A 24,305-nucleotide genomic window follows, 5' to 3' on the forward strand; every position below is an offset into this window, starting at 1 on the left:
GCGACGTATCCCGCGGCTTCCGCGGGGCAAAGAAAAACCCCGCCGGAGCGGGGTTTTTCGTCGGGCTGCGTGACAAAGCGGAACTTAGAAGTCCATGCCGCCCATGCCACCCATGCCGCCGCCCATGCCGCCGGCGCCGTGGTTGTGCTCTTCCTTCTTCGGCAATTCGGCCACGATCGCCTCGGTGGTGATCGCCAGGCCGGCAACCGACGAGGCGTGCTGCAGCGCCGAACGGGTCACCTTGGTCGGGTCCAGGATGCCGAATTCGATCATGTCGCCGAACTCGCCGGTGGCCGCGTTGTAGCCGAAGTTGCCCTGGCCTTCCTTGACCTTGTTCAGCACCACCGACGACTCTTCGCCGGCGTTGGCGACGATCGCGCGCAGCGGCGCTTCCAGCGCACGACGGGTGATGGCGATGCCCAGGTTCTGGTCTTCGTTGTCGCCCTTCAGGCCTTCCACGGCCTTCAGCGCGCGGATCAGCGCCACGCCACCGCCGGGCACCACGCCTTCTTCGACCGCGGCACGCGTGGCGTGCAGCGCGTCTTCGACGCGGGCCTTCTTTTCCTTCATTTCGATCTCGGTGCCGGCACCGACCTTGATCACGGCAACACCGCCGGCCAGCTTGGCCACGCGCTCCTGCAGCTTCTCGCGGTCGTAGTCGGAGGAGGTCTCCTCGATCTGCGCCTTGATCTGGCCGATCCGCGACTGGATGCGCTCCGCTTCGCCGGCGCCGTCGATGATGGTGGTGTTTTCCTTTGTGATCACCACGCGCTTGGCGCGGCCCAGATCGTTGATCGTGGTCTTCTCCAGCGACAGGCCCACTTCCTCGGAAACGACCTGGCCGTTGGTGAGGATGGCGATGTCTTCCAGGATGGCCTTGCGACGGTCGCCGAAGCCCGGCGCCTTGACGGCGGCAACCTTGACGATGCCGCGGATGGTGTTGACCACCAGCGTGGCCAGCGCCTCGCCTTCCACTTCCTCGGCCACGATCAGCAGCGGCTTGCCCGCCTTGGCGACGGCTTCCAGCACGGGCAGCAGCTCGCGCACGTTGGAAACCTTCTTGTCGTGGATCAGGATGTACGGGTCATCCAGCTCGACCTGCTGCGAGGTCTGGTTGTTGATGAAATACGGCGACAGGTAGCCGCGGTCGAACTGCATGCCCTCGACCACGTCCAGCTCGTTGTCCAGGCCCGAGCCTTCCTCGACCGTGATCACGCCTTCCTTGCCGACCTTCTTCATCGCGGTGGCGATGATGTCGCCAATGGCGCTGTCGGAGTTGGCCGAGATGGTGCCGACCTGGGCAATCGCCTTGTCGTCGGCGGTGGGGTTGGAGAGCTTCTTCAGCTCGCCCACGGCGGCCGAGACGGCCTTGTCGATACCGCGCTTGAGGTCCATCGGGTTGATGCCCGCGGCCACGGCCTTCAGGCCTTCCTGGATGAACGCCTGCGCCAGCACGGTGGCGGTGGTGGTGCCGTCACCGGCCACGTCGGAGGTCTTGGACGCGGCTTCCTTGACGATCTGCGCGCCCAGGTTCTCGTACTTGTCGCCCAGCTCGATTTCCTTGGCAACGGACACGCCGTCCTTGGTGATCGTGGGGGCGCCGAAACTCTTCTCGAGCACGACGTTGCGGCCCTTCGGGCCCAGCGTCACCTTGACCGCATTGGCCAGGGTGTTGACGCCTTTCAGCATGCGGGCGCGGGCGTCTTCGCCGAAACGTACTTCTTTGGCTGCCATAAAATTTTTCCTTGAAAAATTTTGAAATAAAAATGGAGAGAATCTTGCGAGGTACTACCGGAAGGAGCCGAAGGCGACTGGCAAGCGCGCTTTCTGCTTCGCGCTCAGCCTGTCGAAGCCCCGGCCCATCAGCCTTCGAGCACCGCCACGATGTCGTCTTCCTTCAGGAACACCAGATCCTCGCCGTCGATCTTGATTTCCTGGCCGGCGTACTTGCCGAACAGCACGGTGTCGCCGGCCTTCAGCGACATCGGGCGCACCTTGCCGTCGCTCAGGATCAAGCCGGTGCCGGCGGCCACGACCTTGCCGCGGGTGGGCTTTTCGGTGGCGCTGTCGGGGATGACGATGCCGCCGGCGGAGACGCGCTCCTCTTCCAGACGCTTGACGATGACGCGGTCGTGCAACGGACGCAGTGTGCTCATGGATGGCTCCAAACGGTTGAGGTGGAACAAAGCTTCGAAGACCCCGATCGTGCCGTTGTTAGCACTCGTGGTACATGAGTGCCAATTTTAGCGGTCCAGAACGCCGCTGCAAGCGGTTTGATCGGGCGACCCGACAGCTAATTGGGTGGAGGGCGACCGCTTTCAAGGGCTTCCGGCGCGAATCTGCGGTAGGAGCGCACCCTGTGCGCGATGCTTTTCGGCCACCCGCCTTTTTGCGGGCGGGCGATGCCCGCCGTTCGCGCACAAGGTGCGCTCCTACCGGCCACACGCTACGCTGGCCCGATGTCCGATACGGTCCTGCTCTGCTATTGCAGTTGTCCCGACGACGCCAGCGCGCAAGCGCTCGCCGATGCCCTGGTCGGCGAGCGGCTGGCCGCTTGCGTCAGCCGTCTGCCCGGCGTCCGCTCCACCTATCGCTGGCAGGGCGCCGTCACCACCGACAGCGAGCAGCTCCTGCTGATCAAGACCACCGCCGCCCGCTTCGAGGCGATGAAGGCGCGGTTGTTGGCGCTGCACCCGTACGAGCTGCCGGAACTGGTCGGCGTACCCGTGACGCAAGCCCATGACGCCTATCTCGACTGGGTCCGTGCACAAATCACGGCATGAGGGCGCACGGCCCCGCACATAACGCCGCACGACGCGGTGGGTGGCCGTTACTGCTCCATAATGGGGCAAGAGAGCATGTGCAGGAGCGCGAGTATCGGCACCGTGCGGAACCGCCGCGGACGCACCGTCATCCATAGCCCGCCCATGCCATCCCCGCACCCCTCGCCGGAGTCGTGATGCAAGCGCCGCGTTTCCCCCCTCTCCACCGCCTGCCGGTCCAGTTGATGATGCTGCTGGCGCTGCTGTTCGCCGCCCTGCCCGCCCCGGCGCAGGAGGACAACCTGCTGCCGGTGACCGAGGCCTACCGGCTCAGCGCCGACGCCTCCACCCCGGGCGTGCTGAAGCTGCACTGGACCATCGCACCGGACTACTACCTTTATCGCGGCCGCATGAAGTTCAGCGCCGGCCCCGGCGTGACGCTGGGCGCCGCGCAGTTGCCCGATGGCGAAAAGCACCACGACGAATACCTCGGCGACGTGGAGACCTATCACCACGGCGTCGATGCCACGCTGCCCTACACCGTGGCCGCCGGCACCACCCGGCTGACGCTGGACGTGCAGTACCAGGGTTGCCACGAGGTCGATCCGAAGATCTGCTACCCGCCGCACACCGAGCACCTGGATCTGCCGCTGCCGACCGCATCCGGCGCGCCCTTGCCAGCCGCCCAAAGCCTGGGCGCCGCCCTGGATGGCCTCGGCAGCCGCGGCGCCAGCGCGCCGACGGGCATGGCCGCCGCGCCGTTGCCGGAGGATCAGGCGTTCCGCTTCGAAGCCGCCGCGCCGAGCCGGGGCCATCTGCTGCTGCGCTGGTCGATGCCCAAGGGCTACTACCTTTATCGCGACCGCACCGAGCTGAAATTGATCGAAGCCGACGGCCTGCAGTTGCGCCCGCCCGAATGGCCGGACGGCGTCACGCACGCCGATCCGCAGTTCGGCAACGTCGTGGTCTATTTCGACCAGGTCGATGTGCCGGTGGCGGTGGAGGGCGAGCTGGCCGGCCGCAAGCGCCTGACCGTGCAGGCCACGTTCCAGGGATGCCAGGACGGCGGGCTTTGCTATCCGCCCATGACCCGCACGGTCACGGTCGACCTGGGCGGCGCCACAGCCGGCGCAACACCGCCCGCCGACGCCGCGCCGACCGCCCCGGTTCGCACCGGACTGTTCGCCGCGCTGGCGCTGGCGCTGGCGGGCGGGCTGGTGCTGAACCTGATGCCCTGCGTGTTGCCGGTGCTGTCGATCAAGGCGGTCGGCGTGCTGGAAAGCGGCGAGAGCCGCGGCGCGGCGCGGCGCCATGCCTTGTTCTACACCGCGGGCGTGCTGTGCAGTTTCGCCGCGCTGGGCATGGGCATCCTGGCGCTGCGCGCCGCCGGTCATGCGCTGGGCTGGGGATCGCAATTGCAGCAGCCGCTGCTGGTGGGCGTGCTGGCCTGCGTGATGCTGGCGGTGGGGTTGTCGCTGTCCGGCGTGGTGCAGTTTGGCGCCTCGCTGGGCAACACCGGCGCCGCCTTGGCATCGCGCTCGGGGCCGGCTGGCGATTTCTTCACCGGCGTGCTGGCCGTGGTGGTGGCCAGCCCCTGCACAGCGCCGTTCATGGGCGGTGCACTGGCGTATGCCTTCGCCGCACCGATGCTCGCCGCGCTGGGAGTGTTCCTGGCCCTGGGCGTGGGTCTGGCGCTGCCCTTCCTGGCCATCGGCTTCGTGCCGGCGCTGGGCCGCCTGCTGCCGCGACCGGGCCGCTGGATGGAAACCCTGAAGCAGGTGCTGGCGTTTCCGATGTACCTCACCGCCGCGTGGCTGGTGTGGGTGCTGGCCAACCAGCGCGGCGCAGACGCGGTGGGTCTGGTGCTGGTGGCGATGGTGTTGCTGGCGATGACCTTGTGGTGGTTCGAGCGTAGCCGCTCACGCAGCCTGGCCGGCCGCGCCTGGGTGCTGCCGCTGGCGCTGGCCACGCTGGCGCCGCTCTACCTGCTGGCTCACGTGCCGCCAGCAGCGGCCAATGCAGCGACCGAGGAAGGCGTGGTGGCGTACAGCCCCGAAAAGCTGGCCGCGCTGCGTGCCGCCGGCACACCGGTTTTCGTCGACATGACCGCCGACTGGTGCGTCACCTGCAAGGCGAACGAGCACAACGTGCTCGATACCGCCGCCTTCCGCGCGCTGCTGCAGCGCACCGGCGCGGTCTACATGAAAGGTGACTGGACCGACGTCAACCCCGTGATCAGCGCCTTCCTGCAACAGTACAACTCCCCTGGCGTGCCGCTTTACGTGGTGTTTCCGGGCAATGGCGGGCCGGGCCGCCAGCTGTCCACCGTGCTGACCCCCTCGATGGTGGAGCAGGCACTGACGGAGGCGGCGCGATGATCTTCAGCCGCAGCAACTGGATCATCCTGGGGCTGGCCGTGCTGGCCGCCGGCGTGGGCGGCTACTGGCAGCGCCAGGCCGAGGCGCCACCGCCCTCCGTGCCCCTAGTCGGGCAACCGGCGCCCGCGCTCGAGCTGCGGGATATCGGCGGCAAGATGCACGATCTGGCCAGCTATCGCGGCCATCCGGTCGTGCTGAATTTCTGGGCTAGTTGGTGCCTGCCCTGCCGCGAGGAAATGCCGGCGCTGGATCGCGCCCAGCAGCGTCACGGCGCCAGCGGCGTGACCGTGATCGGCGTCGCGATGGACCAGAGCGCCGCCGTGCGCGCCTATCTGGCCGCCCATCCGGTGAGTTACCCGATCGTGCTGGGGCAGCTGTCACACCCCAGCTCCGCCTACCGCTTCGGCGACAGCAGCGATGTGCTGCCCTACAGCGTGCTGATCGGTGCCGATGGCCGCGTGATGGCCCAGCATGCCGGGCCGCTGGACGATGCCAGGCTGCGGCAATGGCTGGCGCCGCGGGTGGATTGAGGCGGCCAAACGTACGATTGCGTATCGTCGACGTCGCCGGGACCGAGACTTCTTCTTCAAACATCGCCGATCTGCGGCGAACTGGACAACTTTGGTGTCGGCGCGCACACTGCGCGGCATTCCGGGTCGTCCGGACGCAAGCAGTCAGGTGGCGTGTGGCAAAGATCCTGGTTCTCCATGGGCCCAATCTCAACCTGCTGGGCTCGCGCGAGCCGCATATCTACGGCCACCTGACCCTGGTGGACATCAACAACCAGCTGGCGGCGCAGGCGCAGGCAGCCGGCCACGAGCTGGCCTGGTTCCAGTCCAACGCCGAGCATGAGCTGGTCGGTCGCATCCAGCAGGCGCGCGACGATGGCACGGCGCTGATCCTGTTCAACCCCGCGGCGTTCACCCACACCAGCATCGCCCTGCGCGACGCCCTGGCCGCAGTGGCGGTGCCGTTCATCGAGGTGCACCTGTCGAACGTGCATGCGCGTGAGCCGTTCCGTCATCACTCGTACTTGTCGGACCTGGCGGTCGGCGTGATCTGCGGCTTCGGCGGCGACAGCTACCGGTTGGCGCTGGAGGCGGCGATCCACCGTCTGCAACCCGCCGCGACCGCCTGACCCGGCCGTCCACTTTTCCAGCCACCGCGGTGGCATTCACTGAAACTCAAGGGCTGATCCGATGGATTTGCGCAAAATCAAGAAGCTGATCGACTTGCTGGAGGAATCCAACCTCGCCGAGCTGGAGATCAAGGAAGGCGAGGAAGTGGTACGCCTCTCGCGCGTCCCCAAGGGCGCCGCGCCGGTCGCCGCCGTGGCCGCGCCGGTGGCGCCGGTAGCTGTCGCCGCGGCGGCTCCCGTGGCATCGGCCGCGCCGGTCGCCGACGCACCTGTCGCCGACAGCCTGCCCGCCGGTACGGTGGTTAAGGCACCGATGGTCGGCACGTTCTACGCATCGGCCTCACCGGGCACGCCCCCGTTCGTCAAGGTGGGTCAGCAGGTCAAGGCCGGCGACACGCTGGGCGTGATCGAGGCAATGAAGATGTTCAACCAGATCGAGGCCGAGGTCTCCGGCACGGTCAAGGCAATCCTGATCGAGAATGGCCAGCCGGTTGAGTTCGACGAACCGATGTTTGTGATTGCGTGATTAGTCCGGGAACGGGGAACGGGGAACGGGGAACGGGGAACGCCAGGAGCCGCGACATCGCGCTTTTGCTCTTTCCGTTCCCCGTTCCCCGTTCCCCGTTCCCGGCTCCCCTGGAGCCTGTCCCATGCTAGAAAAAGTCGTCATCGCCAATCGCGGCGAAATCGCGCTGCGCGTGTTGCGCGCCTGCCACAGCCTCGGCATCAAGACGGTCGCGGTGCACTCCACCGTGGACCGTAACCTGAAGCACGTCGGCCTGGCCGACGAGGCCATCTGCATTGGCCCAGGGCCGTCGGTGGACAGCTACCTCAACATTCCGCGGATCATCGCGGCGGCGGAGATCACCGACGCCCAGGCGATCCATCCGGGCTACGGCTTCCTGTCCGAACGGGCGGATTTTGCCGAGCAGGTGGAGCAGTCCGGCTTCATCTTCATCGGGCCCACGGCCGACGTGATCCGCCTGATGGGCGACAAGGTCGAGGCGATCCGCGCCATGAAAGCGGCCGGCGTGCCTTGCGTGCCGGGCTCCGGCGGCCCGCTGGACGACAACGTCGAGGAAAGCCTGCGCATTGCCCGCGAGATCGGCTACCCGGTGATCATCAAGGCCTCCGGCGGCGGCGGCGGGCGCGGCATGCGCGTGGTGCGCACCGAGGCGCACCTGGCCAATTCCATCGTGATGACCAAGCAGGAGGCCAAGGCCGCCTTCGGCAACGACCAGGTCTACATGGAGAAATACCTGGAGAACCCGCGCCACGTGGAAATCCAGGTGCTGGCCGACGGCCAGGGCAATGCCATCCACCTGGGCGAGCGCGACTGCTCGATGCAGCGCCGCCACCAGAAGGTGGTGGAGGAAGCGCCCGCGCCAGGCATCTCGCCGGAACTGCGCGCCCAGATCGGCAAGGTCTGCACCGATGCCTGCATCCGCATCGGCTACCGCGGCGCCGGCACGTTCGAGTTCCTGTTCGAGGATGGCCGCTTCTACTTCATCGAGATGAACACCCGCATCCAGGTCGAGCATCCGGTAACGGAATGGATCACCGGCGTCGATCTGGTGCGCGAGCAATTGCTGATCGCCGGCGGCGAGAAGCTGTCGATCAGGCAGGAAGACATCGTGATCCGCGGCCACGCCATCGAATGCCGCATCAACGCCGAGGACCCGGACACCTTCATGCCCAGCCCGGGCACGGTGAAGCGCTTCGAGGCCCCCGGCGGCCCCGGCGTGCGCGTGGACACGCACCTGTACGACGGCTACCGCATTCCGCCCAACTACGACTCGATGATCGGCAAGCTGATCGTGCACGGGCCCGACCGCGAAACCGCGATCGCCCGCATGCGCCTCGCGTTGGCCGAGACGGTGATCGAGGGCGTCAAGTGCAACATTCCGCTGCAGCAGCGGATCATGAGCGACGTGGGGTTCCAGCACGGCGGCCAGAACATCCATTACCTTGAAAAGCGCATGGCCGAGCAGAAAGAAAAAGCCGCCACCGGCGCCTGATCCCCTGTAGGAGCGCACCCTGTGCGCGATGCCTTTCGTCCGTAACGAAGAGCATCGCGCACAGGGTGCGCTCCTACCTGCCATCGAAAACTCCCATGCCATTCCTCGAACTCTCCCTCATCGTGCGCACCCAACAGCAGCCCGGCGCGGAAGCGGCGCTGGACGACCTGGGCGCGCTGTCGATCACCTTGCGTGACGCCGATGCGGAGACGCCCGACGAGCAGGCGATCTTCGAGCCGGGCGTGGGCGAGTTGCCGCTGTGGCCCACGATCACGCTGAACGCCCTGTTCGACGAACATGCCGATCGGCGCGGCCTTGCCGCCGCTCTTGGCGAACTGCTGCCGTGGCTCGAACCGGATCAGCTGAGCTTCACCGACGTGCCCGACCAGGATTGGGAGCGCGTCTGGATGGACCAGTTCAAGCCGATGCCGTTCGGGCGCCGGCTGTGGATCTATCCCTGGAACATCGACCCCCCGGCCGATGACGATCTGGTGGTGGTGCGGCTCGATCCCGGCCTCGCCTTCGGCAGCGGCACCCACCCCACCACGGCGCTATGCCTGGAGTGGCTGGACGGGCTGCAGCTGGCCGGCAAGACCGTCACCGACTACGGCTGCGGTTCGGGCATCCTGGCGATTGCCGCGCTGAAGCTGGGTGCCGCCAGTGCGGTCGGCGTGGACAACGATCCGCAGGCGCTGGTCGCGTCGCGCGACAATGCCGAGCGCAACGGCGTGGCCGACCGGGTCGCGCTGTTCCTGCCGCAGGAAACCGAGGCGGCGCCGGCCGACGTGTTCGTGGCCAACATCCTGGCCGGCCCGCTGGGCGAACTGGCACCCACGTTCGCCGCCGCCGCGAAACCTGGCGCGCCGTTCGCCATCTCCGGCATCCTCGATGGCCAGCAGGACGAGTTGCTGCAGCGCTACGGCGAGTGGTTCCACGACCTGCGCGTGGATGTGCGCGAGGGCTGGGTGCGCATCAGCGGCCAGCGTCGCTGAGCACGCCAAACCGGACCCGCCGGCCCCTGCGTCAGGGCAACGCTGACCAGGTATCACCACCGTCACCCACCCTCTCTGCTCGCAGGCCACAGGGCCGTCAACGAAGGCAGACTGGCCGTCTGTCGAGGCGGCGGACCGAAGGCATGCGGGCAGAGAGAGCGGGCCTCAACAGGTTGGATCGGAAATGATGAGGTGATGGCTGGAAGGCCCGCAGGCGATGCCGCGCGACTTGGCAAGACGGCCAGTCTTGCCGGCGCCACGCGCCACCACCTGCGAGCCTTCCCGCCATCATGACGGCGGTGATACTTGGTCTGCGTTGCCCTAAGCTTGCGGTCTATCGACCGAAGGCGCCCATGTATACGCAGTGTCCCGCATGCCTCACCGTGTTCTCGCTGGATGTGGAGACACTGGCGCTCGCCGGCGCACAGGTGGCGTGCGGGCACTGCGGCGACACGTTCGACGCGCTGGCCAGCCTCACCGATCAGCTGCCGCCGGAACCGTTCCGCGAGCTGCCGCAGCATCCCGCGCTGGTGCGCCCGCCATTGCTGGACCTGGCGGTGTATCGCCCGCCGGCGGAACCCGCGGCGGTGGTGGTGGATGCCGCCGCCGACGCGGCCGCCGAGCCGCCGCTGACCTTCGCGCCGCGCTTTGCGCGCGATCGGCGCCCGTCGACCGAACGGTTCTGGCCCTGGGTTTTCGCCTGCACGTTTCTGAGCTTGCTGCTGGCCAGCCAGCTCGCCTGGGCCAAGCGCGATGTGCTGATCCGCGATCCGCAAAGCGGACGCTGGCTGCAGCAGATCTGCGGCGCCCTGCACTGCCGCCTGCCGCTGGTGTCGGCGCCGGGAGAATTGCGGTTGCTGGCCAGCAACGTGCAAACCCATCCCAGCGTACCGGGCGCGCTGGTGATCAGCCTCGGCGTGCGCAACGACGCCGCTTTCAGCCAGCCCTACCCGGTGGTGGTGCTGACGTTGTCCGACGCGCAGGGCAAGCGCGTGGCGATGCGGCGGCTGCAACCGGCCGAGTACCTCGATGACGCCCAGGCGCTGCAGCGCGGGCTGGCACCGGGCAGCCGCACCGCCTTGTTGTTCGAGGTGGAAGACCCGGGCACGCGCGCCGTGGCCTTCGCCTTCGACTTCGAATAGGCGGCGCGCCCCTCCGCACGCCGATGCTTGAACGCGATCTGCTGCATCAGCACTTAAAATTCCCGGCGCGCGCGGGTAGACTCGGTCCCTTCCCGCATGCGACTCGTCACCATGCATGCGTGCCGCCATCGGCGGAGTCGAAAGAAATATAACCAGCGGCCTATGCAGCCGCGCTTCGCATGCCAGAGGAAACGCTCGTGAACGCCGTCAGACTGCCTGCTGTCGAGGCCGCAAAACAGCCCCCGTCGCAGAGCGCTTCGCAAAGCGCGTTGAGCGAGTGCGTCAGCCGCACGGTGCGCCGTTATCTGGCCGACATTGGCGATGCCGAATGCAGCGAAGGCCTGCACGCGATGGTGCTGCGCGAGGTGGAGGAGCCGCTGTTGCGCGAGGTGATGACGTTCCACGAAGGCAACCAGAGCCGCGCCGCCGCCGCACTGGGCATCAACCGCGCCACCTTGCGCAAGAAGCTGGCCATCTACGGCCTGCTGTAGCCGCGCCGGCTGGCGCCGCATTGCCGCGCCGAGGAACCAGGCCGGCGTGAGGAACCAGGCCGGCGTTCGGACGGCTATACTGTGACGTTTTCCCCGCTGGAAAACGCCATGCCCACACCCGATCTCGTCCCCGTCCGCCGCGCCCTGCTCAGTGTTTCCGACAAGGATGGCCTGATCGACCTGGGTCGGCGATTGAGCGCGCGTGGCGTGGAACTGCTCTCCACCGGCGGCAGTGCGAAGGCGCTGCGCGAGGCGGGCATCGCGGTCACCGACGTCAGTGACGTCACCGGCTTCCCCGAAATCATGGACGGCCGGGTCAAGACGCTGCACCCGAAAGTGCACGGCGGACTGCTGGGCCGGCGCGGCACCGATGACGCGGTGATGGCCGAGCTGGGCATCGCGCCGATCGACCTGCTGGTCCTGAATCTCTACCCGTTCGAAGCCACCGTGGCCAAGCCCGGCTGCACGCTGGAGGACGCCATCGAGAACATCGACATCGGCGGCCCGGCGATGCTGCGTTCGGCGGCCAAGAACTGGAACGACGTGGGCGTGCTCACCTCGCCCGACCAGTACGCCGACGCGCTGGCCGAGATCGAAGCCGAAGGCGGCCTGCGCCGCGCCACCCGCTTCAGGCTGGCCGTCGCCGCGTTCAACCGCGTGGCCAATTACGGCGGCGCGATCAGCGATTACCTCTCGGGACTGGAGCTGGACGACGCCCATGCCGCCGTCGTCGGCCATGCCACCTTCCCGGCGCAGGCCAACGGCCGCCACGAAAAGGTCATGGATCTGCGCTACGGCGAGAACCCGCACCAGCAGGCCGCGTTCTACCGCGACCTCGCACCGGTACCCGGCACGTTGGCCACGTTCCGCCAGCTGCAGGGCAAGGAGCTTTCGTTCAACAACATCGCCGACGCCGATGCGGCGTGGGAATGCGTGCGCAGCTTCGTCAAGCCGGCCTGCGTGATCGTCAAGCACGCCAACCCCTGCGGCGTGGCGGTGAGCCTGGATGGCATCGGCAAGGCCTACGACCTGGCCTACCAGACCGACCCCACCTCCGCGTTCGGCGGCATCATCGCCTTCAACCGCGAACTGGACGGCGCCACCGCGCAGGCGATCGTGGAGCGCCAGTTCGTCGAGGTGGTGCTGGCGCCGGGCTATGCCGACGATGCGCTGAAAGCGTTCGCGAAGAAGGGCAATGTGCGCGTGCTGGAAATCCCGCCGCCGGCAGACGGCGACCTGCGCGCGCCGCATCCGGGCATGAACGTCAAGCGCGTGGGCTCGGGCCTGCTGATCCAGACCGCCGACACCGGCATGATCGGCGCGGATGATCTCAAGGTAGTGACGAAGCGCGCACCCACGCCGGCGCAGATCGACGACCTGATCTTCGCCTGGAAAGTGGCCAAGTTCGTCAAGTCCAACGCCATCGTCTACGCGAAGCATCGCCAGACCATCGGCATCGGCGCCGGCCAGATGAGCCGCGTCTACAGCGCAAGGATCGCCGGCATCAAGGCCGCCGATGAGAAGCTGGAAGTGCGTGGATCGGTGATGGCGTCCGACGCATTCTTCCCGTTCCGCGACGGCATCGACGCGGCCGCCGTCGCCGGCATCAGCGCGGTGATCCAGCCCGGTGGCTCGATGCGCGACAGCGAGGTGATCGCCGCCGCCGACGAGCACGACATCGCGATGGTATTCACCGGCATGCGCCATTTCCGCCACTGACGCACCTGTAGGAGCGCACCCTGTGCGCGATGCTTTTGCTCTGATCTTCGAATCACGAATCCCGAATTACGAAAAGCCATCGCGCACAGGGTGCGCTCCTACACGTTCCATGGAAGGGGCGCGGTCCAGCATGGGCTGTCCGAACGGGAGGCTGCCATGCAATACGCGCTGTACTACTGGACCGGCATCCAGGGCCGCGGCGAATTCATCCGGCTGGCGCTGGAGGATGCCGGTGCCGACTACGACGATGTGGCGCGCCGCGAGGGCGACGACGCCATCACGCCATTTCTTGAAGGCAGGCATGCCGGCGCACTGCCATTCGCGCCACCCTTCCTGAAAGCGGGCCGGCTGGTGATCGCCCAGGTGGCGGAGATCCTGCAATACCTGGGACCACCGCTGGAGCTGGCGCCGGAAAGCGAATCGGGCCGGCTGTATGCGCACCAGTTGCAGCTGACCATCACCGACATCGTGGCCGAGATCCACGACAGCCACCATCCGGTAGCCAGCAGCCTCTACTACGAAGACCAGCGCAGCGAAGCGCGACGCCGCAGCAAGGACCTGCGCGAAAACCGCCTGCCGAAATTCCTGGGCTATTTCGAGCGCGTACTGGAACGCAACGGTGGCCGTCATGCGCTGCGCCAGCACTCGTACGTCGACTTGTCGCTGTTCCAGTTGATGAGCGGGCTGGACTACGCCTTTCCCCGCGCGATGCAGCGGCTGAAAAGCGAGCTGCCGCTGCTCGACGCGCTGACCCGGCACGTGGCGGAGCGGCCACGCATCGCGGCCTACCTGGCTTCGCCGCGTCGCCTGACGTTCAACCAGAACGGCATCTTTCGCCACTACCCGGAACTGGACGGGCCGACCTGACCGACGCTCAGAACAGCGCGATCACCATCGCACCGGCCACGATCAGCACGCCACCGATCAGCAAGGGCCAGCTCGGCCGCTCGCCCAGGAACACCAGCCCCAACACGATCGCCAGGGCCACGCTGAGCTTGTCGATCGGTGCCACCTTGCTCACCGGGCCGAGCTGTAGCGCGCGGTAGTAGCACAACCACGACAGGCCGGTGGCGATGCCGGACAGCACCAGGAACAGCCAGCTGTGAAGCGGCAGCCCGGCAGGTTTGGCCCATTCGTGACGCAGGCTGAGAATGCCGGCGGTGACCAGCAGGATCACCACGGTGCGGATGAACGTGGCGAGGTTGGAATTGATACCAACCACGCCGAGCTTGCCGAACAACGCGGTCAGCGCCGCAAACAACGCCGAGCCCAACGCAAACAGCAACCAGCTTTCACGCAATGGCATGGCGCGTCTCCGCTTCCACTTGTCGCTATTGGGCTTGCCCGGCCAGGACGATCAGCGGCCGGTGTCGGCAGGCGTCGAGTCGTCCGTGGCCGGCGGGCTCTTGCCCCACTCCAGCACCTTGTACATCACCGGGCGGGTGGGTTTCTGGCCGTGCTCGTCCACCAGCCGGCCCTGTGGATCGACGGTGTAGGTGTGCGGGATGCCGGTTTTCGGCGTCACCACCACCATGTAGAGCTGGCCGTTGCGGCGGTATTCCTGGATGGTGTTGTCGCCTTCCTTGCGCACGGCGACATCGGGCAGCGCATCGCTGGCGTCTGGCGCCGCGACCGCGTTCTTGGACGGCAACGCGCGCGGCTTCAGATCGAGCTGCTTTTTCGCGGGCGTGGCGGTGGGGGTGGTGGCGTGGACGCCGGGATCGTTGATGCCCGGCGGTGGCAACGCCTTGGTTGGCGGCGTTTGCGCAAGCGCGCTGCAGGCAAACAGGCTGGCGGTGACCAGCAGGGCAGCGGATTTCATGACGGTATCCTCGGTCGGGGCATGCAGGATACCAGCGCCCATGCCAGTCAGCCGTGAAGCGGCGCCGGCCACGCGTGCGAGAATGACCGGCCAACGGCCAGCGCGAAGCCGGCCGCCGCCACGGTTGCCCTGTCATGCCCAAACTTGTCCTGATCGACGGCTCGTCCTACCTGTACCGCGCGTTCCATGCACTGCCGCCGCTGACCAACGAACACGGCGAGCCCACCGGCGCGCTGTTCGGCGTGGTCAACATGCTGCGCGCCACGCTGCGCGAAGCGCCGGATTACCTGGCCTTCGTCTGCGACGCCCCCGGCGACACCTTTCGCAACGCGCTCTACGACCAGTACAAGGCCAACCGCCCGTCGATGCCGGACGACTTGCGCAGCCAGGTGCAGCCGATGCTGGCGATCGTGGGCGCGCTGGGCTTCCCCATCCTGTGCGAGAACGGCGTCGAGGCCGATGACGTGATCGGCACCCTGGCGCTGCAGGCCCAGGCGCAAGGCATCGAGGTGGAGATCTCCACCGGCGACAAGGACCTTGCCCAACTGGTCGGATCGCACGTGACCCTGGTCAACACGATGACCAACACCACGCTGGACGTCGACGGCGTCACCGCGAAGTTCGGCGTGCCGCCCGGGCGCATCATCGATTTCCTGGCGCTCACCGGCGACAGCGTGGACAACGTGCCCGGCGTGACCAAGTGCGGCCCCAAGACCGCCGCGAAATGGCTGGCCGAATACGGCTCGCTGGATGGCGTGATGGCCAACGCCGACAAGGTCGGCGGCAAGATCGGCGAGTACCTGCGCGAGGCGCTGCCGCAGCTGCCGCTGTCGCGCGAGCTGGTCACCATCAAGACCGACGTGTCGCTGCCGCTGGCGCCCACCGACCTCACCCTGCGCCAGCGCGACACCGACACCTTGCGCGCGCTGTTCACCCGCTACGGTTTCAAGGCGGCGCTGAAGGAGCTGGACGCGGAGGCCGGCGGTAGTGATGTGCACGTGGACGTGGTTGCCGTCACCGTGAAAGCCGATACCCAGACCGCACCCGAACCGCCCGCGGCCTACCTGTCGCAGCCGGGCGAGTACGAGCTGGTGACCACGCCCGAGCGGTTCGCGATCTGGCTGCAGAGACTGCACGACGCCGAATTGATCGCGTTCGATACCGAAACCACCAGCATCGACGCGATGCGCGCCGAGATGGTCGGCGTCAGTTTTTCGGTCGAGCTGGGCAAGGCCTGCTACATCCCGCTGGCGCACGACTATCCCGGCGCGCCCGCGCAGCTCGACCGCGATGCGGTGGTGCGCGCGCTGAAGCCGATCTTCGAAGATGCGGCCAAGCCCAAGCTCGGCCAGCACGCGAAGTACGACATCAATGTGCTGTCGCACTACGGCGTCGCGGTGCAGGGCCTGAAATACGACTCGATGCTGGAGTCGTATGTGCTGAACGCCACCGCGACCCGCCACGACATGGATTCGCTGGCGAAGAAATACCTGGGCTACGACACCGTCAAGTACGAAGAGGTGGCCGGCAAGGGCGCCAAGCAGATTTCGTTCTCGCAGGTGGACCTGGATACCGCCTGCCGCTATGCCGCCGAGGATGCGGACATCACCTGGCGCCTGCACCACGCGCTGTGGCCGAAGCTGCAGGTCGAGCCCAGCCTGCGCAGCGTGTACGAGGACATCGAGATTCCGCTGGTGCCGGTGCTGGCGGCGATGGAGCGCCGCGGCGTGCTGATCGACGGTGACGAGCTGCGCCGGCAGAGCCAGCAGCTGGGCAAGCGCATGCTGGAACTGCAGCAGCAGTGCCACAGCCTGGCCGGGCGCGAGTTCAACCTCGATTCACCCAAGCAACTGCAGGCGATCCTGTTCGACGAGCTGGGCCTGCAGGCAAAACTGAAAACGCCCAAGGGCCAGCCGTCGACCAACGAGGAGGCGCTGGAGGCGATCGCGGACATGCACGAGCTGCCGCGGCTGATCCTGGAACATCGCAGCCTGGCCAAGCTGCGCTCCACCTATACCGACAAGCTCTCGGGCATCGTCAATCCGCGCACCGGCCGCGTGCACACCTGCTATCACCAGGGCGCGGTGGCGACGGGCCGGTTGTCATCCACCGATCCCAACCTGCAGAACATCCCCGTGCGCACCGAGGAGGGCCGGCGCATCCGCCAGGCCTTCATCGCGCCGCCGGGCTGGAAGGTGATGGCGGCGGATTACTCGCAGGTGGAGTTGCGCATCATGGCCCACCTGTCCGCCGACGAAGGCCTGCTGCGCGCGTTCCGCGAAGGCGGCGACGTGCACCGCGCCACCGCGGCGGAGGTGTTCGGCGTGGCGCCGGCGGAAGTCACCACCAACCAGCGGCGCGCGGCCAAGGCGATCAACTTCGGCCTGATGTACGGCATGAGCGCGTTCGGCCTGGCCCGCGCGCTGGGCATCGACCGCGGCGAGGCCAGCGATTACATCGCACGCTATTTCACCCGCTATCCCGGCGTGCGCGCCTACATGGATGCCACCCGCGAGAAAGCCCACCGCGACGGCTACGTGGAAACCATCTTCGGCCGCCGGCTGTATCTGGAAAACCTCAACTCGCGCAACCACGGCCTGCGTCAGGGTGCCGAGCGCGCCGCGGTGAACGCGCCGATGCAGGGCAGCGCCGCCGACATCATCAAGCGCGCCATGATCGCCATGGCCGCCTGGATCGACGGGCGCGACGACGTGCGCATGCTGATGCAGGTGCACGACGAGCTGGTGTTCGAGGTGCGCGACGATGCCGTGGACACCGTGCGTGGCGCCGTGATCGAGCGGATGTCGGGCGCGGTGGAGCTGGACGTGCCGCTCCTGGTGGACGTGGGCGTGGGCGCCAACTGGGACGAGGCGCACTGAGCGCTACAGACGACTCCATGGCGCACAACGACTTGCGGGTTAACGTTCCGTAAGCATGAATCGCCTCTGAACTCTTTCCGCGACTGTGCAACTTTGCCGCCGCGGCGCGTTCCAACCCCTCGGATGCACGCAATGGCATCCGCGGTTGGCTCACCTCCCTGAACCATCCGACCGGAATGCGAGCCTCTCCCCTGGGCCTCGCATCCGCCCGGCCCCGAAGGTCCCCCCTGGCCTTCGGGGCCTTTTTCGTGGCGCATCTCCACCTTTCCTGCACACTCCCGGTCGGCATACTCCCGTGCACATCCACAGAGGGGACGTATCCATGCGTATGGGACTGATCATCGCCGGCATCATTCTGCTGATTGCCGGCATCTGGGTAACCGTGGGCAATGCCAGCTACAAGGACACCGATACGGTGGCCCAGCTTGGCCCCGCCAAGATCGAAGCGACGCACGACAAGGCCGTGCCGCAATGGGTGGGCATTGCCGGCCTCGTGGTTGGCGGCCTGCTGCTGGTGGGCGGCATCGCCAACAAGAAGCGCTGATCTGGCCGACCGCACGAAAAACCGCCGCCTTTGCGGCGGTTTTTCGTTGGCGGTGTGGCGCGACCCTTACAATGGCGCGATGGATGTTTCGTACCTGATCGACCCGCTCAACGATGCGCAGCGAGAAGCCGTCTGCGCTCCGCCTGGCCACTACCTGGTGCTGGCCGGCGCCGGCTCCGGCAAGACCCGCGTGCTCACCCACCGCATCGGCTGGCTGACCCAGGCCGAACGGGTACCGCCCTGGGCGATCCTGGCCGTCACCTTCACCAACAAGGCCGCTGGCGAAATGCGCGCGCGGCTGGGTGCGCTGATCCCCGGCGGCACGCAGGGACTGACCGTCGGTACCTTCCACGGCATCGCCCATCGTCTGCTGCGTCGGCACTGGCGCGAAGCCGGGTTGCCGGACACGTTCCAGATCCTCGATGCCGACGACCAGCTGCGTCTGGTCAAGCGGGTGATCGCCGGCCTGGGCCTGGACGATGCGAAATTCCCCGCGCGCCAGGCCAGCTGGCAGATCAACCACTGGAAAGACGAGGGCAAGCGCCCGGACGGCATCGAACACCGCGACCACGCCGTCACCCGCACCTTCGTGCAGATCTACCAGGCCTACGAGGACGCCTGCCGCCGCGCCGGACTGGTCGATTTCGCCGAACTGCTGCTGCGCGCGCACGAATTGTGGCTGAAGAACCCCGCCGTGCTGGAGCATTACCAGCAGCGCTGGCGCTACCTGCTGGTGGACGAATTCCAGGACACCAACACGCTGCAATACGCATGGATTCGCGTGCTGGCGGGCGCCACCGGCCAGGTGTTCGTGGTCGGCGACGACGACCAGGCGATCTACGGCTGGCGCGGCGCCAAGGTGGAGAACGTGCAGCAATTCCTGCGCGATTTCCCCGGCGCGCGCACCATCAAGCTGGAGCAGAACTACCGCTCCACTTCCACCATTCTGAAAGCCGCCAACAGCGTGATCCAGCGCAACGGCAGCCGCCTGGGCAAGCAGTTGTGGACCGACGGCGACGAGGGCGAACGCATCGCGCTGTATGCGGCCTACAACGAGCAGGACGAGGCGCGTTTCGTGATCGAGCGCATCCGCGAATTCATCGCCGAGCATGGCGACGCGAAGGACTGCGCGATCCTGTACCGCTCCAACGCGCAGTCGCGCAATTTCGAGGAGCAACTGGTCCAGCGCAACATCGCCTACCGCGTCTACGGCGGCCAGCGCTTCTTCGATCGCGCCGAGGTGAAGGACGCGCTGGCCTACCTGCGCCTCACCGCCAACCGCCATGACGACGCCGCCTTCGAGCGCGCGGTGAACACGCCGGCCCGCGGTATCGGCGATCGCACGCTGGATGTCCTGCGGCGCCGCGCACGTGGCGAAAACATCTCGATGTGGGAAGCGGCGCTGGTCGAGTTGAGCAGCGGCGGTTTGGCCGGTCGGGCAAAGAATGCGGTGAAGGCGTTTCTTGCCCTGATCGATGAAATGGCCCGCGCTTTTTCCCCCTCTCCCCCGCGGGAAGAGGGCCAGGAGCTCACCCTCGCCGAGCAGATCGACCACGCCATCACCCACAGCGGCCTGCGCGACTTCTACGAGAAGGACAGCCGCGGCAACGGCGAGGCCCGTGTCGAAAACCTCGACGAACTGGTCAACGTGGCCAGCCGCTTCGAACGCACCGACGAGGACAACGAGCTGGGACTCAGCGAGCTGTCCGCGTTCCTGGCGCACGCCACGCTGGAAGCGGGCGAACACCAGGGTGAAGCCGGCGATGACTGCGTGCAGCTGATGACACTGCATTCGGCCAAGGGGCTGGAATTCCCGGTGGTGTTCCTGGTCGGCATGGAAGAAGGCCTGTTTCCCAGCCAGCGCTCGGTGGACGACGAAGGCCGGCTGGAGGAGGAACGCCGCCTGGCCTATGTGGGCATCACCCGCGCCCGCGAAAAACTCGTCGTCAGCCATGCCGAATCGCGGCGCATGCACGGCACCGAAATGCTGGCGCGGCCCTCGCGCTTCCTGGGCGAGATGCCGGCCGAACTGATCGACGAAGTGCGCCCGCGCGTGCACGTGACGCGCCCGCTCTACGCCGGGCGTGCCGAAGCGTCGGCGTCGCTGGAAGAATCCCTGCCGGTAAAGCTGGGCCAGCGCGTGAGCCATCCCAGCTTCGGCGAAGGCGTGGTGATCAGCGCCGAAGGCAGCGGCGCGCACACGCGGCTGCAGGTGAATTTTGAGGGCGCCGGCAGCAAGTGGCTGGTGGCCGCCTACGCCAATCTCACGGCGTTGTAGAACGGCTTGGGTGCGGGCTTTTTGTAGGAGCGGCTTCAGCCGCGATGCCTTTCCGCTCTTTCGAATCCCGAATCCCGAATCCCGAATCCCACGAAAAAAAGCATCGCGGCTGAAGCCGCTCCTACAAGTCACTCGCGCAAACGCGGCACGCCATGCACGTCGCGTTCTTCCACCGCGGTGGGATGGGTGTCGGGGTAGGCAGGGTTGACGGCTTGCGTCGACGGCGCGACGGGCTCGCCACGGGCCGCCGCCAGCGCGTTGCGGTAGCAGCGCTGCGCATCGGCAAGGTCGCCCTGGCCCGCAAAGGCATCGCCGGAGGCCTCCCATGCGGCACCGGTCGGGACGAGCGCCAGCGACCGGCTCAGGTATTGATGGGCCTTGCCCCACAGTTTCAGGCGCACGCACATGCGGCCCAGGGTGAGCAGCAGGTTGGCGTCGTTCGGGTGCGCGTCCAGCCAGCCTTCGGCGCGCTGCAGACGCGCTTCGATATCCTCGCCGGCCAGCGCGCCGTAGGTTTCGATCAGCAGCGGCGACCATTCGCGGCGCAGCGCGGATTCCACCTCGTCCATCGCCGGCAGGATCAGGCCGAACGCGGCGGCGCGGCGCGCGTAGGCGTCGATGATGGCCGGCACGCGGCGCTGCGCCTTGGGCAGCTGCGACCACAGCGTATTGAGCGTGGCGCCATCGGGGGCGGCATTGATGGTGGCGGACAGCACCTGGATTTCCAGTGCGGCATAGCCGCGCGCGCCCAGGGCGGCGCTCTTCTGCAACGGCGCCAGTGCATCGCGGGCGCGGCGCAGGTCGCCGCTGGCCAGCGCGGCCAGCGCCAGCTCGCGCCATCCGGCCGGCGCGAGGCTCCCCTTGTCCGCTTCGGGCGCCAGCAGGGCCAGCGCCTCGGCCGACTTGCCTTCGCGACGCAATACGCGGGCACGCAGCACGCGCGCCGCACGCGGCACCGCCTGCGAGGCCTGATCGAGTGCTTCCAGCGCGCGAGCGTGTTCGCCGCGGCGCGAGGCGGCCTCGGCAGAGGCAAGCAGGGCCGGACCGCGCACGCTGGACAGGCGCGCGGCCCGGTTCAGGTCGCGCTCGGCGTCGCCGTGGCGGCCTTCGAACAGGGCAATGAGACCTTCGCCCAGGCGCTGCTGACTGAGCCGCCGATGGCGCCGCGAGAAGGCGCCGAACGGCCAGCGCAGCAGTCGCCATGCAAAGCTGAGCAAGGCCCATGCGAGCAGCAGGATGACCACGGCGGCCACCACCGTGGTCTCGACCCGCCAGCCGCGCAGACGCAGCAATACGTAGCCGGGATCTTCGGCAATCCAGTGCCAGCCGAAAGCAGCCAGCGCCGCCACGACCACCAGCAGCAGGATCCAGCGCCAGAGCCTCATCGCCGCGCTCCGCCTGCCGGCGCGCTGCTGCCTGCGCGTGCCGGCGTGCTGCTGCTGGCCGCACGGGCCGGGCCATTGCCGCCCGCGTTCAACGCATGTACCGCGCGCAGATTGTGCAACTCGACCAGGGCCGCGCCCAGCACCACCTCGTCGCCAACGGGACGCGCGGCGATCAGCTTCCCGATCGTGGCGCGCGCCTGCTGCACGGCGTTCGCATCGGGGTCGAACCAGGTGGACAGGCTGGCGTCCACCCGCTGCAAGGCCTCGGTGTAGGCCTTGCCGTCATAGGCCAGCAGCGCGGCCTGCGCCTGGGCCAGGTCGAGCGCGGTCAACTCGCGCGCGAAGCGGGCGTCGGCGACGGCCAGCGGCGCGCCGTTGTCGCGCTGCACGCTGACCACGCTGGACAGGGCGCGGCCGATGCGCGACCAGGCATCCGTCGCCGGTGCCGACGCGGCGGTGTCCAGCGGCTTCAGCGGCAACTGGGTGAACGTGCCGCGCAGGGCATTCAATTGCTGCAGCGTGCTGGACAGATCGACCGGCTGGCTCTTGGCCAGCGCGTCGCGCTCCGCATCGATGCTCTGGCGCAGGCCGGTAAAGGCGCCGTCGTCCACGCCCGCCAGGGCCTGGTCGGCCAGCGCGTACGCGGCCGCCGCGCCCTGCGCGTCGTGAAACAGCGTGTAGCGCTCGCTGGCCATCCGCAGCAGCGACTCGGTTTCGTCCAGCAACATCGCGTCGTGGCCGGACAGGCTTTTTTCGGCCAGTTGCGCCACCGCATCTTCCAGATGCCGTGTGCGCTGGGCCTGGTTCAGCAGGCTTTCGCGCAGCGACTGGTTGACCTGGGCCGCCTCGTCGAGGCGACGGTCGACACTGCCGCGCTCGCTGCTGAGGCCGGCCACGGTGGTCTCCAGCGCATCGATGCGTTGGGTCAGCGCCGCGGCGCCGCGACGACTGGCGTCACTGCCTTGCTCCTGTTGCCACTGCCGCCAGCCCACGTACGCCGCCGCGGCGATGGCGGCCAGCGCCAGCAGGATCGCCAGCGCCAGCATGCCGCCGCCAGGGCGCGCGGCACGCACGGGCGCGGAAGCCCGGGCTGGGCGCGTCGGCGGCACGGGGTCGGGGCGGGAATCGCGGGTCGCAGTCGGTTCGTCTGGAATGGTCATGTCGGCATGCTAAGAGGCTGGACAGGAGAAAGCGAGCAAGAATGGCCGCGAAAAGCCGCGCTTTTTCCGGCGATGGATCGACGGGCAACGACGCGGCGGCCACCCTTGTCCGCGCCGGCAACCCTAACCGCCGACCGGGGTGGGCCGGCGTGAAGGTGGCGACGGTCAATCGCGCATGGCGGCGGCGAGCAGGTCGTCCGCCATCGCCGAAGCCGCCTGTTCGATCCGTGCAAATCCGGCCGCGATCGCGATCTGCGCCAGCCGTTCGCTGCTCACCACCGCGGTGGCGGCGCACAGGCGGCGCAGCGCGTCCGGTGGCAGGGCACAGGCAAGATTGCGCCAGCTCTCCGCGCTGGACAGCAGCACCCGCGTCGACGACGGCAATTGCCGCACGGCATCGACGTGGCGTCGGTCCAGCCGCGCCGGCACGCGTCGGTAGACATGCACCTCGCGCAAGGCAGCGCCGCGCGCAAGCAGCGTCGTGCGCAACATGCCGCGGCCGCCGGGCGCACCGACCAGCGCCACGGCCCGGCCCTCCAGCGCCTGCAGTTCGGCCTGCGCCAGCAAGCCTTCGCTGTCCTGCCGCTGCGGCGCGCTTACGTGGTCGACACCGTGTCGCCGCAAGGCCCGCGCGGTGCCCTGGCCCACTGCCAGCACCCGCGCGGCCGTCCGCAGCGGTGCCAGCGCGACGGCATACCGCACCGCCGCCGGACTGGTGAAGATCAGCACCTCGCCTTCGCACGCCGCCAGCCATTCCCTGCGCGCCGCGGCGCTGTCCGCCACGCCACGCAAGGCGAGCCCGGGCAGCAGCAGCGGCTGCCCGCCCTGCGCGCGCACCTTGCGCGCCAGCGACACGCCGTTGCCCACGGGGCGCGTGATCACCACCGTGCGACCGCGCAAGCGACCCGTCGGCGGGCCTGCCACAGGAGCTTCCCGATCCGATCCGCCGCGATTCGATCCACCGATAATCATGGTGGGCAGTGTAGCGGCGCCCTACACTAGGCGGTTCGCTCCTTTCGTCCGGACTTCATCGAAGTGACATCGCCCGATACACCGTTGCTGGCCCGCGAGCTGATCCAGTTCATCCGCACCACGATCCCCCTGGCCGAAGCCATGGACCTGCAGCTTGCCGGTTTTGACGCCGACAGCCTCACCCTGTTCGCGCCGCTGCCGCCCAACGTCAACGACAAGGGCTGCGCGTTCGGCGGCAGCCTGGTCAGCGTGATGACGCTCACGGGCTGGGCCCTGGTGGAGCTGGCCTTGCGCCAGCGCGGCGATGACTGCGACGTTTTCGTGGCCGAATCGACCGTGCGTTACCTGAGCCCGGTGTGGGCCGACTTCACCAGCGTGGCGCGCTTGCCGGTCGACGCCAGCTGGGCCAGCTTCTTCCGTACGCTGGACGCCCGCGGCAAGGCGCGCATCGAGGTCAGCTGCGTGGTGCCGGGCGACGACGGCAAGCCCGCCGCCACCCTGATCGCGCGCTTCGTGGCGAAGCGCCGCGCCGATTCCACCACCGCCGCCGACGGCACGCACTAACCGGCCGCGCGCAGCGGCGCACGTCTTGCGGCAGAATGCAGGGCATCGCGCCTGCCGGGGG

Annotated in this window: 22 protein-coding genes; 15 read left to right on the forward strand and 7 right to left on the reverse strand. The window is 67.9% G+C overall.

From position 1 onward, the window contains the following. Positions 1 to 84 precede the first annotated feature (84 nt). Positions 85 to 1,734 (reverse strand): chaperonin GroEL, encoded by a 1,650-nt coding sequence (gene groL, locus ABD017_RS10020; RefSeq protein ID WP_343882613.1) that lies wholly within the window; start codon positions 1,732 to 1,734, stop codon positions 85 to 87. Between the two features lie 128 nt (positions 1,735 to 1,862). Beyond that, positions 1,863 to 2,156: a co-chaperone GroES gene (locus ABD017_RS10025; RefSeq protein WP_343882614.1), complete on the reverse strand. Its 294-nt coding sequence runs from the start codon at positions 2,154 to 2,156 to the stop codon at positions 1,863 to 1,865. A gap of 303 nt (positions 2,157 to 2,459) precedes the next feature. Between ABD017_RS10025 and cutA the strand changes: the two genes are divergently transcribed. The 11 genes from cutA (at position 2,460) to ABD017_RS10080 (ending at position 13,507) form a co-directional block, all read left to right on the forward strand. Further along, complete coding sequence (gene cutA / locus ABD017_RS10030) at positions 2,460 to 2,783, forward strand: divalent-cation tolerance protein CutA (protein ID WP_343882615.1); 324 nt, start codon at positions 2,460 to 2,462, stop codon at positions 2,781 to 2,783. A 176-nt stretch (positions 2,784 to 2,959) separates the two neighbouring features. Next, positions 2,960 to 5,140, forward strand: coding sequence for a protein-disulfide reductase DsbD family protein (locus ABD017_RS10035; RefSeq protein ID WP_343882616.1), 2,181 nt, complete (start codon positions 2,960 to 2,962; stop codon positions 5,138 to 5,140). Beyond that, a complete protein-coding gene (locus ABD017_RS10040) occupies positions 5,137 to 5,670 on the forward strand; it encodes a TlpA family protein disulfide reductase (RefSeq protein WP_343882617.1) in 534 nt (177 codons plus the stop codon). The genes ABD017_RS10035 and ABD017_RS10040 overlap by 4 nt, the downstream gene beginning before the upstream one ends. Before the next feature lie 155 nt (positions 5,671 to 5,825). Continuing rightward, a complete protein-coding gene (aroQ, locus tag ABD017_RS10045; RefSeq protein ID WP_343882618.1) occupies positions 5,826 to 6,278 on the forward strand; it encodes a type II 3-dehydroquinate dehydratase in 453 nt (150 codons plus the stop codon). Positions 6,279 to 6,339: 61 nt separating this feature from the next. Next, positions 6,340 to 6,804: an acetyl-CoA carboxylase biotin carboxyl carrier protein gene (accB, locus tag ABD017_RS10050; RefSeq protein WP_343882619.1), complete on the forward strand. Its 465-nt coding sequence runs from the start codon at positions 6,340 to 6,342 to the stop codon at positions 6,802 to 6,804. 124 nt (positions 6,805 to 6,928) lie between these two features. Further along, positions 6,929 to 8,296 (forward strand): acetyl-CoA carboxylase biotin carboxylase subunit, encoded by a 1,368-nt coding sequence (accC, locus tag ABD017_RS10055; protein ID WP_343882621.1) that lies wholly within the window; start codon positions 6,929 to 6,931, stop codon positions 8,294 to 8,296. A gap of 95 nt (positions 8,297 to 8,391) precedes the next feature. Further along, entirely contained in the window at positions 8,392 to 9,288 is an 897-nt protein-coding gene (gene prmA, locus ABD017_RS10060) for a 50S ribosomal protein L11 methyltransferase (RefSeq protein WP_343882622.1), read from the forward strand. 353 nt (positions 9,289 to 9,641) lie between these two features. Then, a complete protein-coding gene (locus ABD017_RS10065) occupies positions 9,642 to 10,430 on the forward strand; it encodes a zinc-ribbon and DUF3426 domain-containing protein (protein WP_343882623.1) in 789 nt (262 codons plus the stop codon). 197 nt (positions 10,431 to 10,627) lie between these two features. Next, positions 10,628 to 10,921, forward strand: coding sequence for a helix-turn-helix domain-containing protein (locus ABD017_RS10070; RefSeq protein WP_343882624.1), 294 nt, complete (start codon positions 10,628 to 10,630; stop codon positions 10,919 to 10,921). Positions 10,922 to 11,029: 108 nt separating this feature from the next. Next, positions 11,030 to 12,640: a bifunctional phosphoribosylaminoimidazolecarboxamide formyltransferase/IMP cyclohydrolase gene (gene purH, locus ABD017_RS10075; protein ID WP_343882625.1), complete on the forward strand. Its 1,611-nt coding sequence runs from the start codon at positions 11,030 to 11,032 to the stop codon at positions 12,638 to 12,640. Between the two features lie 156 nt (positions 12,641 to 12,796). Then, positions 12,797 to 13,507, forward strand: a complete 711-nt coding sequence (locus tag ABD017_RS10080) for a glutathione S-transferase (RefSeq protein ID WP_343882626.1) — start codon at positions 12,797 to 12,799, stop codon at positions 13,505 to 13,507. 7 nt (positions 13,508 to 13,514) lie between these two features. On the opposite strand, the gene ABD017_RS10085 is transcribed toward ABD017_RS10080, so the two are convergent. Next, on the reverse strand, positions 13,515 to 13,946 hold the full coding sequence (locus ABD017_RS10085; protein ID WP_343882627.1) for an EamA family transporter: 432 nt from the start codon (positions 13,944 to 13,946) through the stop codon (positions 13,515 to 13,517). Between the two features lie 51 nt (positions 13,947 to 13,997). After that, positions 13,998 to 14,462: a DUF2782 domain-containing protein gene (locus tag ABD017_RS10090; RefSeq protein WP_343882628.1), complete on the reverse strand. Its 465-nt coding sequence runs from the start codon at positions 14,460 to 14,462 to the stop codon at positions 13,998 to 14,000. Between the two features lie 134 nt (positions 14,463 to 14,596). On the opposite strand from ABD017_RS10090, the gene polA reads away from it, so the two are divergent. The 3 genes from polA to uvrD all read left to right on the forward strand — a co-directional run bounded on the left by polA (position 14,597) and on the right by uvrD (position 20,163). Then, on the forward strand, positions 14,597 to 17,341 hold the full coding sequence (gene polA / locus ABD017_RS10095; protein WP_343882630.1) for a DNA polymerase I: 2,745 nt from the start codon (positions 14,597 to 14,599) through the stop codon (positions 17,339 to 17,341). 322 nt (positions 17,342 to 17,663) lie between these two features. Further along, positions 17,664 to 17,885, forward strand: coding sequence for a hypothetical protein (locus ABD017_RS10100; protein WP_343882631.1), 222 nt, complete (start codon positions 17,664 to 17,666; stop codon positions 17,883 to 17,885). A gap of 79 nt (positions 17,886 to 17,964) precedes the next feature. Further along, on the forward strand, positions 17,965 to 20,163 hold the full coding sequence (uvrD, locus tag ABD017_RS10105; RefSeq protein ID WP_343882632.1) for a DNA helicase II: 2,199 nt from the start codon (positions 17,965 to 17,967) through the stop codon (positions 20,161 to 20,163). A gap of 128 nt (positions 20,164 to 20,291) precedes the next feature. Here uvrD and ABD017_RS10110 read toward each other — a convergent pair whose 3' ends face one another. From ABD017_RS10110 to ABD017_RS10120, 3 genes are all read right to left on the reverse strand, one after another. Continuing rightward, entirely contained in the window at positions 20,292 to 21,548 is a 1,257-nt protein-coding gene (locus ABD017_RS10110) for a heme biosynthesis HemY N-terminal domain-containing protein (RefSeq protein ID WP_343882633.1), read from the reverse strand. Beyond that, on the reverse strand, positions 21,545 to 22,621 hold the full coding sequence (locus tag ABD017_RS10115; protein WP_343882634.1) for a uroporphyrinogen-III C-methyltransferase: 1,077 nt from the start codon (positions 22,619 to 22,621) through the stop codon (positions 21,545 to 21,547). Before ABD017_RS10115 ends, ABD017_RS10110 begins: the two co-directional genes overlap by 4 nt. A gap of 252 nt (positions 22,622 to 22,873) precedes the next feature. Then, positions 22,874 to 23,680, reverse strand: coding sequence for a uroporphyrinogen-III synthase (locus tag ABD017_RS10120; protein ID WP_425543712.1), 807 nt, complete (start codon positions 23,678 to 23,680; stop codon positions 22,874 to 22,876). A gap of 63 nt (positions 23,681 to 23,743) precedes the next feature. Between ABD017_RS10120 and ABD017_RS10125 the strand changes: the two genes are divergently transcribed. Then, on the forward strand, positions 23,744 to 24,244 hold the full coding sequence (locus ABD017_RS10125) for a YiiD C-terminal domain-containing protein (RefSeq protein ID WP_343882636.1): 501 nt from the start codon (positions 23,744 to 23,746) through the stop codon (positions 24,242 to 24,244). Positions 24,245 to 24,305: the final 61 nt, after the last annotated feature.

Origin of the sequence: Rhodanobacter caeni, from assembly GCF_039523575.1 — a bacterium.
Lineage (GTDB): Bacteria > Pseudomonadota > Gammaproteobacteria > Xanthomonadales > Rhodanobacteraceae > Rhodanobacter > Rhodanobacter caeni.